A 16493-nucleotide genomic window follows, 5' to 3' on the forward strand; every position below is an offset into this window, starting at 1 on the left:
GTGTTCATCCAGTCGTCAAAGCTCGCGTCGGCGGGACGGTCCCACGACTTGCACTCGATATCGGCATCGGCCATCGTCTTCTCCTTTTAATTCGACAGATTCAATTCATCACGAAGCCGCCGTTGACCGGCAGCAGTTGGCCCGTCACGAAGCGCGCGGCCCCGGAGAGCAGGAACAACACGGGGCCCGTCACGTCGGCGGGCGTTTGCGGGCGGCGCAGCGCGCGGCCCTCAAGGTAGTACGCATGGCGGTCGCCGGGCACGTACGCGGTGGCCTCGACTTCGGTGAGGCCCGGCGCAATCGCGTTGACCGTGATGTCTTCCGCGCCGAATTCGCGGGCGAGCGAATGCGTCATCGCGATCACGGCGCCCTTGCTCGCGACGTAGGCGAGCAGGCGCGGCGCGCCCCATAGTGCGGTATCCGAAGCGATGTTGACGATGGCGCCACGGCCCGACTCGCGCAGCCAGCGCTGCGCGGCCACGCACATGAGCCAGGTGCCGCGCACGTTCACGTCCAGCACGGCGTCCCACGTCTGCACGGGCAACTCGCCGGCGAGCCTTCCGCCAGAATTCGTGATCGCCGCGTTATTGACGAGTCCATCGATGCCGCCCATGCGCTGCGAGGCGGCTTCGACGAAGGCCGAAACGCTCTCGGGACGCGCGAGATCGAGCGGCAGGTAGCCGACGTCGTGACCCTGCACGGCGAGTTGCTGCGCGAGCGCGGCGCCCGCGTCGTGCAGTACGTCGCCAAAACACACGCGCGCGCCCGCTTCGGCAAGCGCCGTCACGAACGCGGCGCCGAGGCCGCGCGCGCCGCCGGTGATGACGATGCGGCGGCCCGCGAAATCTCCCGTGCTTCCGGTCATGCTGCGCCCCTTCTCCCGCTTCGGTTCGATATGACAACCCACTCTGGCAACCTCACCACGGCCTCATTTTTGTTCCACTTATGAAACATTGATTTATATATGGTCATTATATAGCGCGACTTCGCCTTACACGAAAAAAGGGCTGCAATTCAGTGAAAACACCTAAAGCGCTGCCGGTCGCGACGCGCCGGCCGCGGACTAAAGTGCGCCGGACACGCAATAGGGGGTTAGACAAGCGGGAGCCGCGCTGCCCGGCCTAACGGACTGCCCGACCCTGCGCAGCGGTGGGGTCGACCGGGGACGGCCGGTAATTGAGGAACGACGAAAGCTCGAGTGCCGCTGCGCACACCTGCGACGTGAGCACGGCAACGTCCGCCGCAAGTCTCGGGCCGGCAACGACGGCGCTGATCGCGGCGACGATTTTTCCGCCGTGCGCGCGCACGGGCGCGCTGACAACCGAGACGTCGGCTTCCAGATAAGCCTCGCTGACGGCGTACCCTCTCTTCGCGGCCATCTTGACGCGTGCGTAGAGATCGCCGACTGTCGCGGGCGTTTCGTCCGTATAGCGCTGAAGCAGGATGCGCGGGTAGAGCTCGACGAGATCGGACGACGTCATGTCGCCCATGAGCACGAGCCCATGAACCGTCGCATGCGCGGGCAGACGGGTGCCCACCTGAACCTTCGTCGAGACCTGCAGCGGATCGAGCGAGCGCGAGCGCGCGATGAACACGACATCGCCGCCCTCGCGGATCAGCAGATGCGTGCTGAGCCCGGTGGCGTCGCGCAGCCGGTCGAGTATCGGCTGGCCGAAGTCGGTCAGTTCGAGTCCGTTCATCGACTCGAAGCCGAGCCGCAGCACGGCGGCGCCCAGCCTGAAACTGTGCTCCGTGTTTCCGCGCACCAGAAAGCCCAGCTTCTCCAGCGTCTGCAACAACCTGAACGTCGTCGTGCGCGGCACGCCGGTTTGCTTCGCGAGTTCGGGGGCGCTGAACTCGGGCTCGCGCGCCGAGAATTCCAGCAGCATCCGCAAGCCGCGATCGAGTGCCGGCACCGCGTCGACCTTGCCTTCCCCCGTCCCGTCTGCGCTGCTTTGCTTCGGCGCGGCGCCGCGACTGTCCTGCGTGTATGTCATGGTGGCTCCCTCGGGGAGCGCCGCCGCGCCGGTTGTCCGGCCCGTGGGCCGAAACGCAACGGCGGGCGGCGCACCGGGATCAGAACTTGTGGATGATGCCGATCCGCGCAGACGCCTGCTCATGGTTCGAGGACGGATCATTGTAGAACCCCTGCCCCTGGGTCGCGACCAGCGGACCCGATGCGAACAGGTACGACGCGGCAGCGTAGAAACTCGTGCGCTTGCTCAGGAAGTAGTAGAGGCCCACGGTCGGCTGGTTCCAGTGAACGTTGTCCATCTTTTCGTACTGGTAACCCACGATGCCGAGCAGTTCCGGCGTCACGGAGTAGAGCCCGCCCACTTCGTACACCCAGAGCGTTTCGCTCGTGCCGTAACCCTTGAACTGGGTCGCCGTGACGTTGCCGGTCACGGTCAGCTTGCCGAGCTTGTACGACGCGCCCAGTTCCGTCATCGACTGCCGGTCGACGGGGAACGCATTGCCGTACGGATACAGGTCGGTGACCGCGCCCGTCGTGGGATTGCGCACGGCCACCGTCTGGTTCAGGAACGTGAACACGCCGAGCTGGTTATACGGGTCGAGCCCCGCGATGCCGTGCGGATTGTTCAGCTGCGTATAGACCGCCGCCGCGGCCAGCTTGTCGCCGTCGTAGCGCAGGCCCGCGCTGAAGGCACTGTTTTCGTGAAGACTGCCGGCCACGCCGCCGAACGAATACATCGCGCCGAAGCGCAGGCCGCCGAAGCTGTTGCTGGAAAACTTGACCGCGTTGTTCAGGCGGTCGCCGCCCTGGCGGTCGACGTCGCCCATATGGCCGCCGGTGGCGAGCGCGTAGCCGGTTGCGCTGAACTCCGACATGTAGTCGAACACGAAGTCATACTGATTGCCCAGCGTCAGCGTGCCCCATGCGTTCCCAAGGCCCACATACGCCTGGCGGCCGAACATCGCGCCGCCCTGGCCGAGTGCGCCGGTGCCGAGCGAAAAGCCGTTTTCCAGCTTGAAGAGCGCCTTGTAGCCGCCGCCCAGGTCTTCCGTGCCCATAAAGCCCAAACGGTTGCCGAAATTGATGCCGTCCGCGAACTTCACGAGACTCTGGCCGCCCTGGTTGCTCACATACGTGATGCCGGCGTCGATGAGCCCGTACAGCTCAACCGAGCTTTGCGCGTGGCTGCTGGCGCTGGCGCAAATCAGCATTGCCCCGATTCCCGTCTTCAGATAGTTGCTGGTCATGTTTCAGATGTCGTTGTTTGATTGGCTGAAATGCTCGTTCACTGAATGAAAGCGTTCGTGTAGAGGCTGTCGACGGGCTGCCTGGCGCGCACGATCTTCTGCTCCACGTAGATGTCCTGCACCTTCGAAACGATCGCCGCGTCGAACTCGCCGGGCCGCAAACGGCCAGGAAACACGTTCTTCGCGTAGTAGGTCAGCACCTTCGTGACGAAGTCGAGCTTCCCCTGATAGGAGGGCACGGCCGCAACGTAGTCCTTCGATGCCTGCACGGGATCGGCCTGAATGTCGTTCATCGCGTGCAGCGTGGCCTGAACGAACTTGCGCACGGTGGCCGGATCGCTGGCGATCATCTTGTCCGAGGCGATGATTGCTTGCCCCATGCCGGGCGTGAACGCGTCCGTCGGCCGGTAGTTGACCTTGACGCCCGTCGCTTCGATGTCCGCGCCCCACTCGGGGGTGCCGACGATGCCGTCCGACTTGCCGGCCGCCACCTCTTTCCAGACGCCCGGTCCGCCCGCCTGAATGTCCACGTCATTTTTCGTCAGATTCGCACTGCCAAGTATTCCCAGTGTGGCGAAATATGACGTATCTTCATACGACATCACCGAGAGCGTTTTGCCCTTCAGGTCGGCGGGCGTCGCAATGTTCCGGTCCGCGCGCGTCATCAGTTGATGCAGCGGGTGGCCGCCCAACAGCGCTACGCCCTTCACGTTGACGCCGTTGGCCCGCAGGATGATCGCGGTGTCGCCAAGCGCGTCGCCGAGGTCGCCGTTACCGGCCGCGAGTTGCTTGCCCGCGTCCACGCCGCCGTGCACCGCCACCCACCGCACCCGCAACCCCGCCTTTGTGTAATACCCCTTGCTCTGCGCCAGCATGAACGGCGCAAACGCGAGCTCGCCCGGCGGCGCGGCCAGCAGGAAGGTCACGTCCTTCAAGGGAGCCTGCTGGGCAGACGCCGGTGCCGTGAAGCACGCGCCTGTTAGCGCGAGCGCCGCGATCAAAGCGCCCTTAACGGCCTGCACCGTCCTGCGCGAAATTGTCTTCATCTCTCAATCCTTTGCGTCGTTGTAAATGCGGGGGGTGTCGGGGCTGCGCGTGGCGCAGCACACATCCGGAACGGTGTTGCGCCACGCGCGCCCGAGCGGGTATGGCCTTACTTCGTGCTGCTTTCTTCGCTCGCGTCCTTTCCGGAACCGTGGACCGAGAAGAAACGGGCGCCTTCGAGCTTCTGCCCGATGGCCGCCTCGTAGGCCTCGCGCACGCTATCGGGCTGTCCGGCCTGGCCGATGAAGTCGCGCAGATACGGACCGAGTAGCGGATGAGCCGCGAGTTCGGCCCGCGGCAGGCCGTTGATCAGCTCGTCGCGACACGCCGACGGCAGCAAGACGTTGCGGTTCGCTTCCTTGTCCGTGATGAGCCCCTTGGGCTGCTTGCCCGCGGCCACGGCTTCGAGTTCCTCGAAGAAGCGGCGGCGCATCAGCGTCACGCCGCGGTCGCTTGCGCCGAGCGTTTCGTTCGACCGGTCGGTGATACGGCCCTGCCCCACCCAGGCGGCGAAATCCTGATTGGCCACGTGCGACGTGATCCACTTGCCGTCTTCGTCGTAAAGCGGACCGTACCAGGATGGAATGTGCCGCTGCGCGTACGGCTCCTGCTCCTTCGGCACGCGGTTGAACACCCACAGCACGCTGAGCGTGTTTTCGTCATCGATGGGCACGCGCCACTCGAAGTGGTGACCGAGGTAAAAGGCATTGGGCCACAGCGTCACGCGGCCCACCGTCCACATCGGGTTCAGCTCGCTCTCTTGCGCGCGCAGACGTTTGTAGATGAAGCCGAAGTCAAATTCCTCGTACTGCGTCTTCAGGTGCGTCGGCACATATTCCGCGTCGTCCGACTGCAGGCGGGCGGTCCAGTTGTTGTGCGTCCACTCGAAGTGGATCGGGTCGATCGAGTTTTCCTGGCACTGGAACCAGTTGCAGGGCACCTCGGCGAAAACCGCCTGCGCGAAGCCGTTCTCGTAGTTAAACAGTTCCCAGTCGGGCAGTTCCGGTGCAGGAGCCGGGCCCATGTAGGCCCACAGCATGCCGGCCTTCGCGCGAACCTCATAGGCCGTCACGCGAATCTTCTTGCGCAGCTTCGCCTCCGGATCGACAATTTCCTCGTAAGGCTGATGGGTGCACTGACCCTCTGCGTCGAATTCCCAACCGTGATAGGCGCAGCGCAGGCCGCACTTTTCGACGTAGCCGAACGCGAGGTCGGCGTTCCGGTGCGGGCAGCGGCGTTGCACGAGGCCAAAATTGCCCGAGAGATCCTTGTAAAGCACGAGGTCCTCGCCGAACAGGCGGATAGGTCGCACCGACTTGTCGTCGAACTCGCTGACGCCCGCGATGGGGTGCCAATACCGGCGAAGATAGTCGCCCATCGGCGTGTTTGGCCCCACTTGCGTGAGCAGCTTGTTTTTTTCGTCGCTTAACATAGGGTAGTAACTCCGATATAAACGGATGCAGCAAAAGGCGAAGCGGACCTCGGTCGGGTTCGCCGGTGAAACAGCCGCGCTTTTTTTTGCATCGGCCATCCGTTCTGTCGTGCCGGATGGGGTGCCTGGTTCGACGCGGCGGATGGAGTGAATTCTTCGTCGCGCATATTCCTGCGGGAACCGCAGAAATCGCAGAAAAGGTTGCAGTACGTCCCACACCGTAAAAGCCCCTACGCGCCGTTCGCGTAAACGCGTACATCGAGCCTTGAAAAAACGCCTGATGTGACGTCCCGCAGAACGCACACGAAACAAAACAGAGCACATACCCCGCAGAACACGAGAAGTGAAATTGAATACCGACGACGACTCCGGCACGGACCACTTAAGCGAGTACCTCGCCGATTTCCACGCGACTGCTGTCGTGACGGGACACTTCACGCTGCACGCACCGTGGTCGTTCGACAAAGAGGCCGTCATGGGCGTGCCGTTTCGCATCTGCCGGGGCGCCCCTTACTACCTCGAGGTCGATGGAGAAGCGCCGCTGCTCGTGCAGCCCGGCGACATCGTCCTGTTGCCGCACGGCGACCGGCATCGCATGAGCTCCGATCTGAACGTACCGTCCAAGCGCTTCTTCACCATGCTCGAAGAGCGAGGCGTGGTGCCGTCGTACAACAAGCCGCTCGCCATCGAAGCAGGCGGGACAGGAGAGACGTGCGAGCTGCACACGGCGATCGTGGGCTTTCCCAATGCAACGCGCCACCCGCTCTTCGCCGTGCTCCCGAAGGTCATTCTCGTGCGCGACAACGACCCGGCCATCTCCGCATGGCTGAAATTCACGCTGCAGACGTTCATTGAGGAGTCCATGCGTTGCCGGCCCGGCTGGTCCATCGCGGCCATGCGGCTCTCCGACGTGCTGTTTGTCCAGATGATTCGCGCGCATGTGCTCGAAGACAGCGACGCCAGCACGAGCTGGCTAGGCGGGCTGTTCGATCCGCAGATCGGCAAGGTGATCGTCGCCGTGCGCAAGGATCCCGGCGCGCCGTGGGATCTCGCGAAACTTGCGGACCTCGCTTCGATGTCGCGTTCGCGCTTTGCCGCGCGGTTTACGGAACTGGTGGGCGTGGCGCCGATGGCGCACGTGACCGACGTGCGCATGTATGCCGCCACCAAGGCGCTCGCCGTGCCGGGCGCGCGCATCGCCACCATCGCCACGCGGGCGGGCTACGAGTCGGAGAAGTCGTTTACGCGCGCATTCAAGCGGTGGTGCGGCGTGGCGCCGAGCGCATGGGTGTCGCGTCCCATCGGCAAGCAGACGGAAGCGGGAACGTAGGCGGGGGAAGGTGAAAACGGCGCGCCGCAACGGCACGCCGTTCATGCGAGGACGTTTAGAGGTCGAGCACCAGCTTGCCGCACTTCGCGCCGGAGACACAGATCATCATGGTCTTGTTGGCCGACTTCTCGGACGCGCTCAGCACGGAATCGCGATGGTCGGGCACGCCTTCGATCACGCGCGTTTCGCAGGCGCCGCAAATACCTTCGGCGCAGCTGTATTCCACGTCGACGCCCGCTGCGATCAGCGTGTCGAGTAGACTCTTGCCGGCCTCGACTTCCACCGTCTTGCCGCTCTTCGCGAGCTGGACCGTGTAGCCCTCGCTCGGTGCGTGAACCACGGCCGCGTCCGCCGCGAAGCGCTCGATGTGCACGTTCGCGATGCCCGCGCCTTCGCAGGCCGCTTCGAACGCCGAGAGCATCACCGAAGGTCCGCAACAATACGCATGTGCGTGCTTCGGCTGGGTCGCGAAGAAGCCGGCGAGATCGAACGGCTTGCCGTCTTTCTCTTCGTCGAAATGCAGATGCACATTGCCGCCCAGCGCCGCCAGTTCATCAAGGAACGCGGCCTGTGCGCGGCTGCGCGCGCAATAGATCACGCGCACGGACTTGCCGGTTTCACGCAGTCGCCGGTACATGCACAGGATCGGCGTGATGCCGATGCCGCCTGCGACCAGCACCGTCTCTTCCGCCGTTTCGTCGAGCGCGAAGTTGTTGCGCGGCTTGCCGATGGGCAACGTCATGCCGCAGCGGAAGTTCTCGTGCACATAACGCGAACCGCCCCGGCTCTGTCGATCCGAGAGAATCCCCAGCACGTAGCGGTTCGCATCGGTTGACGAATTGAGCAGCGAATAGCTGCGCGTCAAGCCATTCGGCAAATGCAGATCGACGTGCGCCCCGGCGCTGAAGCCAGGGAATTCGGCGCCGTTTTCCGGCACCAGTTCGACGCTCATCACGCCTTGCGCCTCATAGCGCAGCGTGCGAATGCGGGCTTGCAGAAGGTCGGTATTGCTCATGATTCATTGCGCGCGGCGTGCAATACGCCGCGCGGCCTCAAAGTGAGAAACGGTGCGATGCTACTGAGCCGCACGAATGTGTGCGAGATCGAAGTCGAGCCTTGCGGTCGCATCGATCTCGACGGTCAGCTCCGGAAACACGAGCCCGGCAACGGCCACGAGCGTCGAGGCCGGATACGCGCCCAGTTCCGCGAAGAAGTCGCGACGGGCGCGCCCCACCTGGTCCTTGTCGGCGATGTCGGTCACGTACACGGTCAGCTTCGTGATGTTCGCGATCGAGCCGCCCGCCGCTTCGACCAACGCGCGAATCTTGCCGAGGACCACGAGCGTCTGCTCGTAGGTCGAAAGCGGTTTCGCGGGGTCGGCCGACTTCGGATGCGCCGTCATGCCCGAGAGGATCAGTTCGTCGCCGATGCGAATGCCGTTGGTCCACGTGGCCTGCGGCAGGTCCGGAACCGAAACAGCGACGATGCGTTCGGCCGTGGCCGCCATCTCGTTCACGCCGCTCATTTCGCCACCTTGTCGAGTTGTGCCTGAGCCAGGCCCTTCAGATGGCGGCGCAGCTTGACGATGCCCATGTCGTGCTGATAGAGATGCTCATGACGGTTTGCGTCCGGCTCCATGTCTTCCAGCATCTCGCGGTCCTGCTCCAGCACCGCCCAGTGGCGCGCTTCGAGGCGGTTCTTGTAGAGGAAACGCCACGTGTCGCGCTGCCAGCCTTGCAGCTTGCGGCAACGCCAGTGGAACACCGCGGACAGATCCGGCGTGATCGGCGTGTAGCTGCCAACGATGATGAAGTTGCCGCCGGGGCCGCCCGTCTTCGGATACGGAATTTCGAGGCGCATCCAGTGCATGTCCGTATCGGCCCATTCGGTCCAGTCGAAATTGACGTCGCGCTGGCCTTCCTTCTCGAACACAAAGCCCGTTGCTGTGTCACGGACGCGGAAGCTCGCAGCCTGATTTCCCAGCGCCATCGAATGCGACTGCTTGTGCAGATAGGTCCCGTGCATGGGATCCATGACGTTGTCGAGCACGTAGCGGTAGTCGCCCTTCCATTCCGTGTAGCACAGGAACGACGAGTACTCGTCGGAGGTCAGCTCTTCAGGCAGACGCAGCGGCGGCGGTTCCTCGATGTTGCCCTCGGCGTTGTAAAGCCAGATCGCGCCGTTGGCTTCGGTCGCATGGAACGAATGCACGGCGCGCGAGCCTTCCAGCTTGCAGCCCGGGCTACCGGGCACACTCGTCACCACGCCGTCGGCGCGGATCTGCACGCCGTGATAACCGCACGCAATGCGATCGCCCAGCACGATGCCCTTCGAAAGCGGCGCGCCGCGGTGCGGGCAATGGTCTTCCAGTGCATGCACTTTGCCGTCGGTATCGCGCCACAGCACGAGCTTCTTGCCGAGGCGGCGCATCGAGACGGGATTCTTGCCGACAAAGCCCGACGGGCTGATCGGATACCAGAGGTTCGTCAAACCGTCGCGCAGGACGGTTTCGGCTGTCTGTTGCTCTTGAATGCTCATGATGAGTACCTTCCGTTCAACTCTGCCCGCAGGTCAGTCGGCCGCGAGACGCGCCATTTCTTTTTCGAAGACCGCTTCGGTCCACTCCATGCCGTCCTGCGGGCCGGGCCCCGTCTCGTTCAGGTAGCGCACGAGGGCGCTGAGATCGTGCAAGCCTTGTGCATACGCACGCTCGATGGCGTCGCCGAGCAGGCTTTCGTATTGCGTCGGCGCGCGCCGACGCGCCTGATGTGGTTCGAGATAACGCTCCATCACTGGCCTCCCTGGCGCACCCGCTCGCGAATGCGTTCGCGCACGGGTACGAAGTCGTATGTCGGATAACACTCGGTACGAAAAACACCCCACGCCGAACGTTCGAGTTCGACGTTCACGATCGACAGCAAGGCCGGCGGCAATTCGAGCGTGACGATCTGGCCAAAGCCCATCGCCACCGTCCACGACACCACGCGCGTGCCCTTGGGCGGAAAACGCTCCCACCAGTCCGCCTCTTTCAGACGCGACTGAAACGCGTCCAGATTGTTCGACTGATCGTGCCGCAAAAATATCGTCAACAACATCGTCTCGGCGCCGCTCGCCGGCGCCGCTGATTGTGTCTGGTCCATATCACTCCACGAATTCATTGGTGAACAGATCCTTCGCATCGACACGCGTGCGAATGATCTTCTGCGCGAGATAGAAGTCCTGCAATTTTTCGACGCGAACTGGATCGAATGCGCCGATCCGGCTCTGTCCGGGATAGACATGCTGTGCGTAGTACACGAGCACACGAGTCACGAACGGCTGGCGAGCCTGCCACGACGGCACGGCGGCGGCATAGTCCTTCGCTGCGGCTGCCGGGTCGCGCTCGATCTCGGCCATCGCCTTCAGGGAGGCGCGTACGAACTTGCGCACGAGGTCGGGACGCGTGGCAATCGTGCGGTCCGAAGCGAGCACGGCCTGCGCCATGCCGGGGAAATACGCGTCGGTCGAGTGCCAGGTCAGCTTCGCGCCCGCCGCTTCGGCGCTGGCCGCCCAGTCAGGCGTGCCGACCATCGCATCAGCGCGCCCCTGCGCCAGCAATTGCCAGATGCCCGACGGCCCCGCCGCCTGCACCGAAACATCCTGGCGCGTGAGCGAGCCTTTCGCGAGCACGGCAAGCGTCGCGTAGAACGACGTGTCCTGATAGGACATCACCGTGACGGTCTTGCCCTTCAGCGCCGCAGGACCGGTAATGTTCTCGTCGGCTCGCGTCACGAACTGATGCAGCGCCTGGCCGCCGAACAGCGCCACAGCCTTCACGGGAATGCCGTTCTGGCGTAGCACGATCGGCGTGTCGCCGAGGCCACCGCCCAGATCGCCGTTGCCCGAGGCAAGCTGCTTGCCGACTTCCGCGCCGCCTTGCACAGTCACGAAACGTACCGACAGCCCTTCGTCCGCGTAGTAGTGCTTGTACTGCGCGATCATCAACGGAGCGAAGGCGATCTCGCTTTGCGGCGCCGGCAGCAGATAGGTCATCTCTTGCAGCGGACCGCCAGCATGTGCGGCATCGCCCCACATCGCGGCGAGCGCGAGCGCCGCCGTGCTCACCGCCTTGACCACTGCGTTGCCTACGATACGCCGCCGCACAGAAGGCCGCGCGGCCATCACTGACTTTTCACTCTTCACCTGCATCTCCCTTCCTGACTCAAGTACCGGCTCCGGGCAGGCCCTCTTAAACAGTGCGCATGCTGGCGCGCGGCAGATAGTGCAGCACGCGCTTCTCGAGCCACACCACGACGGCATAGGCAAGCACGCCGATGAGCGTGAGCGCAACGATCGATACGAAGACCATCGCGGTGTTGCCCTGTCCTTCGCCGTACACGAGCAGATAGCCCAGTCCTTTATCACCGCCGACGAGTTCGCCCACGGTTACGCCAATCACGGCCAGCGTCGAGGCAATGCGCAAACCGGCAAAGAGCGCCTGCATCGCCGAAGGAAACTCGACGAGACGAAACACTTGCCAGCGCGATCCGCACATGGCCCGGACGAGATTGACCATATCGGGATCGACCGTGCGCACCGCGCCGAGCACATTGATCATCACGGGGAAGAATACGATCAGGATTGCCACGACGATCTTCGGATAGACCGTGTAGCCCATCCACATCACGAAGAGTGGTGCGAAGGCCACCTTCGGCGCGATCTGCAGCGCGAGGATATACGGCGAGAGCACGGTTTCCGTCGTAGGCGAGAGGCCCAGCATCACGCCGATCGTGACACCGAGCGCCGATCCCAGCACGAAGCCCGCGATCACTTCCAGCGCGGTCACGCCAGCGTGCATCATGAGGTTTTCGGTTTCGAACATCCGCAGCGCTTCGCTGAAGGTGGACGAGAGGCGCGGCAAAACGAATTCGGGAATACCCAGTGCAGTGGGACCCCATTGCCAGACGATCAGGAAGAGCACGAACAGCAGCAGACTGCCCAGCGCCATCTTTAACTTGAGGATCATGATTAATTTCTGTCTCTTTGAGCGGCCGCACGCGGCCGGTCCAGGAATACGGCCGACTTGGCGGCGACTTAGCCGAGGTGCTCTTCGCGGCCCACCTTGAGCAGTTCCATGAGGCGCGCCACGTAATCGTTCATGGCCGAGAGCTTGCGGCGCTCGAGCGGGTTGTCGCGCATCGGCAGATCGACCACAATTTCCTCGATGATCGTGCCGGGTCGCTCGCTCATGACGAACACGCGATCAGAAAGGGCGATGGCTTCGGCAAGGTCGTGCGTGATGAGCAACGCGGTCTTGCCTTCGGCCGCCAGCATCTGGGCGAGGTCTTGCTGGAGGACCATCTTCGTTTGCGCGTCGAGCGCGGAGAAGGGCTCGTCCATCAGCAAAACGTCGGGCTCGACGGCCAGCGTGCGGGCGAGCGCCGCGCGCTGCCGCATGCCGCCGGAAAGCTGATGCGGGTAATGCAACTCGAAGCCCTTGAGGTGGCAGCGCTCAAGCAGCTCGAATGCGCGCGTGCGGCGCATCGACGTCGGCACGCCGCGAATCTGCATGCCCAACTCCACGTTCTCCGCGATGGTGCGCCACGCCATGAGCAGGTCTTTCTGCAACATGAACGCGACTTGCTGCGACGGCCCGCTGACGCGCCGCCCTCCAATGAAGACCTCGCCTTCGCTCGGCGCATACAAGCCCGCACCCATGTTAAGCAAGGTGCTCTTACCGCAGCCACTAGGACCAATCAGAGATACGACCTCCCCTGCGCGGATGGCGAGCGACACATTGTTCACTGCCGTCATCGTCGTCTTCCCATGCTTCGCAGGGAAACGGCGGGTCACATGGCAAAACTCAATCGCATATTCCACTTGACGCCCATCACGGCCGCTGGCGAGCGCTTCGAAATTTGTCTCAAGCTTGGAAAACCAAAGCATCCGACACCTCTGTTTTGTTCCACATATGAATCAACGTTCTTCTATTGGTCATTATAGGAGGATGTTCGGAGCGCCAGAATTAAAATTTGACTAAAACGGCAGGGGGTTTACCCTTTCACCGTTACACGCCTGGCGCCGAGCACTTCGCTTCTACATAGACCCGAATATCAGTTGCACGCACAAACAATCCCGCAAGCCGCGTGCACCGATGGAAATGAGCCGTCTCCTTGCCCCAGTCGTTGTCGGAATGCCTTAAAACTCAGGTTTCGATGAATACAGATAGACGTCGACAATGGCTATGGGAGCAGCTGAAAACGCTTGCGCCCTTCATACAAAATGCGACCCATCGAAGCGCAACGGGCATAGTCCGGCTTGCATGAATCGAAGCCATTTTTTGCTAATCATATTTTTTGGAGAACTGCCAAAATCATCAAATAGGATGCAGTTCGTCCCAGAATTCTGTGCTTGCCCTCCGGTATCCTCGCCACGCATTGCCCGTCTCTCGTTTAGGGCCGCCTTCCGAAAATTGTGTCCGCGCGTACGCGCCCACTTCAGTGTCTGCGGAGAAGGAGGCACCCAAGTAGCCGGTCGGCGCAGGTGCCGCTGGCGAGCGCTTTCGAGATGAAGAGATGACTGACTGATTCCGCCGTTTCCAAACGGCGCCGGCCGGGCGGCAGATGATCAGCCCTGCGTCAAGTGGGCACCCCTACATTCGAAATACATGGGATGGCCGACTGTCTGCTTGCGCGCGGCGTCGATACCGTGGCGGAGGAATCCACTGGCACGTACTGGATTGTGCGACGTGAAAGGCGCCAGATTTGTTGTTTCACCGTTGAAGTCAGCGGTAGGAAACCAGGCGTTGCGTCGCCAACTATGTGGCCGACAGGATCGAGAACATGGGTGCGGGCCTTTCGTGCCGCCTCGGCAACCTACTCCCGCACGGGCCTGCACACGCGCGTGAAGCTGGAGTCGGACGGCAGTTCGGACACTTACCAGAGCGACGGACACTGGCACGACGTGTCAACTGGGCATCGTCGGTCAGCGGCGGCGCGGCAACCACATCAATGTCGGGCCGCCGCCGGACGCACTTCGAGATCGGCGATACCTAGTCGCCTTCGAAGGCCACGCGCGTATACGTGGATGTGCTTTATAAGCACGCCAATTCGGAGGCTACGGCCGCATTCTTCAACGCCGGCGCGTCAAGCGGGCGCAACCAGACCCTCGTGCTGACGTGCATGTACCGCTCCTTTTGACGTCTGCTTATAAGGCAGCGGCTCCTGCCCGCCCGGGACATCAGCCTTGCGCGTTTGTGTTCTCGCATGCCCGCGCGACGGTGGGGTCGTCAAGCGTCGGGCGATGGTTGAGGCAAGACGAGAGTTCGACCGCAGCAGCACAAACGGAGGTGATGAGCGGCGCGCTGCGCGCGCCTAGCTGCGAGTGCGGTGCGGCTGCACTCACGACCGCGACGATCTTGCCTGTGTGGTCGCGCACCGGTGCGCTCACCACCGAAACGCCCGCTTCGAACGAGCCCTCGCTGAGCGCATAACCCTGCGCGGCGGCCGCGCGAATACGCACATAGAGGTCGTCGACGGTCATCGGCGTGTGGTCGGTGTAGCGCTGGAGCACCGGCTCAGGGTAGAGCTTGCTCAGCGCGTCCTCCGTAAAATCGCCCAGGAGCACCTGGCCGTGCACCGTAGCATGCGCGGGAAGACGCGACCCCACGTGCACCTTCACCGAGCTGAACATCGGATCTAGCGTCTGAGCACGCGCAACGAACACCACGTCGCGTTCGTCGCGAATCAGCAGATGCGTGCTGAGCCCCGTAACATCGCGTAGGCGTTCGAGGATCGGCGTCCCGAAATCAGTCAGTTCCAACGAGCTCAGATATTCGAAACCGAGCCTTAGCACCGCGACGCCAAGCCGGAAATGGCGATCGCCATTCACCCGTTCGAGAAAGCCGAGCGCCTCAAGCGTTTGCAGCAGCCGGAACGTCGTGGTCCGTGGAATGCCGATACGCTTCGAAAGCTCGGGGGCGCCGAGCACAGGCTCGCGCGCCGAAAACTCCGCCAAAATGCGTAGTCCGCGGTCGAGCCCAGGTACCAGACAGGAAGGTCCGGCACCCTCAGCCTCGCCGCCCTCGCCCGCCCCCAGGTCCGGCTTCGCCGCAGCGATTGTCTCGTCGTCCTCCGGTTGCGCCTTCGTGCCCGGTCTCCAGTCGCGCTTCGGCTCCGCTGCGGCCCTCGTTTCTTTGCCATATCCGACCTGACTCCCACCCTGTCTGTCAATGCCAGAATGATAGCGCGAAGCCGGCCGGCCCCAGAATGGTGGCGGTAAGTCTCGTTGCTCAGACGCCCCTGTTGTCTCGCTTCCAAGCGCGGGCCAGCGGTCTTCGGCTTGCATCCATGGGGCTTTGCCAAGCTACCGAGAGTGAGAAAGCAGGTTGTGTCGCGTTCATGACTGCGGGGCGATCACGCGCGTTGGTTAAATAAGTATACCTAGATCGCGAGAGAATAGAATTGCTTGGTTGTACGTCGAATCGACGCCATTGTTACTCATCTGCCCCTTGCGAATCATGTGCGCGATTTCTATTCCAGACAAGATGATGCGCGCACAGCGGAAATCTTTAAACCCCATCATCGGCTTGATGGTGCGTTTGACGGCGCGGTGATTCTGCTCGACGACGTTGTTCAGGTACGCCACCTACATTGGCTTATAGAAGCGCAGCGAGGAGTAACGACGCACAGGCTAGCCAAGTACGTCGCTCATATCTACCGCATTGAAGCAATGAAGCGCCTCAAAGAGAAGGCTGAGATTTCTCATAAAGGCAAGTGAGTCCGCTCTTTGTTCAGTTTCGGTAGCAGCTACTTTCCAGTTTGTAATTACTCCATCAAGGATAACTGGCTATCGAGTGCATTTTTTGATCTAACATGCGCTGGGCGTTGTTGCATAAATCGGACGTAGGGACGAAGTGATCTCCATGTTTTCAATGTCCGGCGACGGACCGACTGCGGGCGAGCGAGTACCGTCATGCGGTTGAGCACCTGCACGAATCGATACTTCGGTTGCCTGAGAACCGATCTCGCGAGCCCGCAGAAAGGAGCCCGTGAGGATCTTGAGCCGGTACATCAGGGTCTCAGCCAGCGAGCGACGACGGTAGCCACTTGTCTGCTTACATTCACGTCTAATGCTTTGCGCTATCGCATTGATGGCAGCATTGCGCCATGCCGCGCCGGGCGTGCTCTCGGGCGACGGCGTGAAGCCCTCACGTGGCTGGATCGACGGGGCAGCTCCGCTCGCCGCAATCCGCGCATGACACGCCTTGGTGTCGCAGGCGCCGTCGCCACCGATGGTGTCGATCGACACGTTGGCACGAGCGGGTATCGCCGCGCGTAGCTGCTGCAAAGCAGCTCTCATGGTTTCATGAACTTCGAGTATCCGAGACCTTGCCTTTCTCAAGCTTTTTCGAACGTTCTACGATAGCATCGGCCGCGCCCAAGACCTGTTTCAATTCGCCATGCATAAGTGCCTGAAGCGGAGACA

At 62.5% G+C, this 16493-nt stretch carries 15 protein-coding genes and 2 pseudogenes; 1 reads left to right on the top strand and 16 read right to left on the bottom strand.

Annotated features, from left to right (window positions below):
- Positions 1-100 precede the first annotated feature (100 nt).
- From U5775_RS37250 to U5775_RS37270, 5 genes are all read right to left on the bottom strand, one after another.
- The gene (locus tag U5775_RS37250; RefSeq protein WP_322063138.1) at positions 101-865 is read right to left on the bottom strand and encodes an SDR family oxidoreductase; all 765 of its coding nucleotides are present in this window, start codon (positions 863-865) and stop codon (positions 101-103) included.
- Positions 866-1121: 256 nt separating this feature from the next.
- Positions 1122-1997 (bottom strand): IclR family transcriptional regulator, encoded by an 876-nt coding sequence (locus U5775_RS37255; RefSeq protein ID WP_322063139.1) that lies wholly within the window; start codon positions 1995-1997, stop codon positions 1122-1124.
- A gap of 79 nt (positions 1998-2076) precedes the next feature.
- Positions 2077-3222 (bottom strand): porin, encoded by a 1146-nt coding sequence (locus tag U5775_RS37260; protein WP_322063140.1) that lies wholly within the window; start codon positions 3220-3222, stop codon positions 2077-2079.
- Between the two features lie 38 nt (positions 3223-3260).
- On the bottom strand, positions 3261-4268 hold the full coding sequence (locus U5775_RS37265; protein ID WP_322063141.1) for an ABC transporter substrate-binding protein: 1008 nt from the start codon (positions 4266-4268) through the stop codon (positions 3261-3263).
- Between the two features lie 107 nt (positions 4269-4375).
- Complete coding sequence (locus U5775_RS37270; protein WP_322063142.1) at positions 4376-5698, bottom strand: aromatic ring-hydroxylating dioxygenase subunit alpha; 1323 nt, start codon at positions 5696-5698, stop codon at positions 4376-4378.
- A gap of 349 nt (positions 5699-6047) precedes the next feature.
- Here U5775_RS37270 and U5775_RS37275 point away from each other — a divergent pair, with 349 nt between their 5' ends.
- Positions 6048-7028: an AraC family transcriptional regulator gene (locus U5775_RS37275; RefSeq protein WP_322063143.1), complete on the top strand. Its 981-nt coding sequence runs from the start codon at positions 6048-6050 to the stop codon at positions 7026-7028.
- Between the two features lie 55 nt (positions 7029-7083).
- On the opposite strand, the gene U5775_RS37280 is transcribed toward U5775_RS37275, so the two are convergent.
- From U5775_RS37280 to U5775_RS37335, 11 genes and pseudogenes are all read right to left on the bottom strand, one after another.
- Positions 7084-8043: a PDR/VanB family oxidoreductase gene (locus tag U5775_RS37280; protein WP_322063144.1), complete on the bottom strand. Its 960-nt coding sequence runs from the start codon at positions 8041-8043 to the stop codon at positions 7084-7086.
- 60 nt (positions 8044-8103) lie between these two features.
- Positions 8104-8553, bottom strand: a complete 450-nt coding sequence (locus U5775_RS37285; protein WP_322063145.1) for a RidA family protein — start codon at positions 8551-8553, stop codon at positions 8104-8106.
- The gene (locus U5775_RS37290) at positions 8550-9566 is read right to left on the bottom strand and encodes an aromatic ring-hydroxylating dioxygenase subunit alpha (protein WP_322063146.1); all 1017 of its coding nucleotides are present in this window, start codon (positions 9564-9566) and stop codon (positions 8550-8552) included. Before U5775_RS37290 ends, U5775_RS37285 begins: the two co-directional genes overlap by 4 nt.
- A gap of 33 nt (positions 9567-9599) precedes the next feature.
- Positions 9600-9818 (bottom strand): recombinase-like helix-turn-helix domain-containing protein, encoded by a 219-nt coding sequence (locus U5775_RS37295; protein ID WP_322063147.1) that lies wholly within the window; start codon positions 9816-9818, stop codon positions 9600-9602.
- Positions 9818-10168 (bottom strand): hypothetical protein, encoded by a 351-nt coding sequence (locus tag U5775_RS37300; RefSeq protein ID WP_322063148.1) that lies wholly within the window; start codon positions 10166-10168, stop codon positions 9818-9820. Before U5775_RS37300 ends, U5775_RS37295 begins: the two co-directional genes overlap by 1 nt.
- 1 nt (position 10169) lies before the next feature.
- Entirely contained in the window at positions 10170-11210 is a 1041-nt protein-coding gene (locus tag U5775_RS37305) for an ABC transporter substrate-binding protein (RefSeq protein WP_322063149.1), read from the bottom strand.
- Positions 11211-11256: 46 nt separating this feature from the next.
- Positions 11257-12033 (bottom strand): ABC transporter permease, encoded by a 777-nt coding sequence (locus U5775_RS37310; protein WP_322063150.1) that lies wholly within the window; start codon positions 12031-12033, stop codon positions 11257-11259.
- A gap of 68 nt (positions 12034-12101) precedes the next feature.
- Complete coding sequence (locus U5775_RS37315; protein ID WP_322063151.1) at positions 12102-12953, bottom strand: ABC transporter ATP-binding protein; 852 nt, start codon at positions 12951-12953, stop codon at positions 12102-12104.
- A gap of 1293 nt (positions 12954-14246) precedes the next feature.
- Positions 14247-15239 carry an IclR family transcriptional regulator gene (locus U5775_RS37325; protein WP_415913752.1) on the bottom strand — a complete coding sequence of 331 codons (993 nt, stop codon included), beginning with the start codon at positions 15237-15239 and terminating at the stop codon, positions 14247-14249.
- A 209-nt stretch (positions 15240-15448) separates the two neighbouring features.
- Positions 15449-15647, bottom strand: a pseudogene (locus U5775_RS37330) (DDE-type integrase/transposase/recombinase); the annotation flags it as partial.
- Between the two features lie 302 nt (positions 15648-15949).
- Positions 15950-16319, bottom strand: a pseudogene (locus tag U5775_RS37335) (IS5/IS1182 family transposase); the annotation flags it as partial.
- Between the last annotated feature and the right edge of the window lie 174 nt (positions 16320-16493).

It is taken from the genome of Paraburkholderia sp. J63 (assembly GCF_905220245.1).
Lineage (GTDB): Bacteria > Pseudomonadota > Gammaproteobacteria > Burkholderiales > Burkholderiaceae > Paraburkholderia.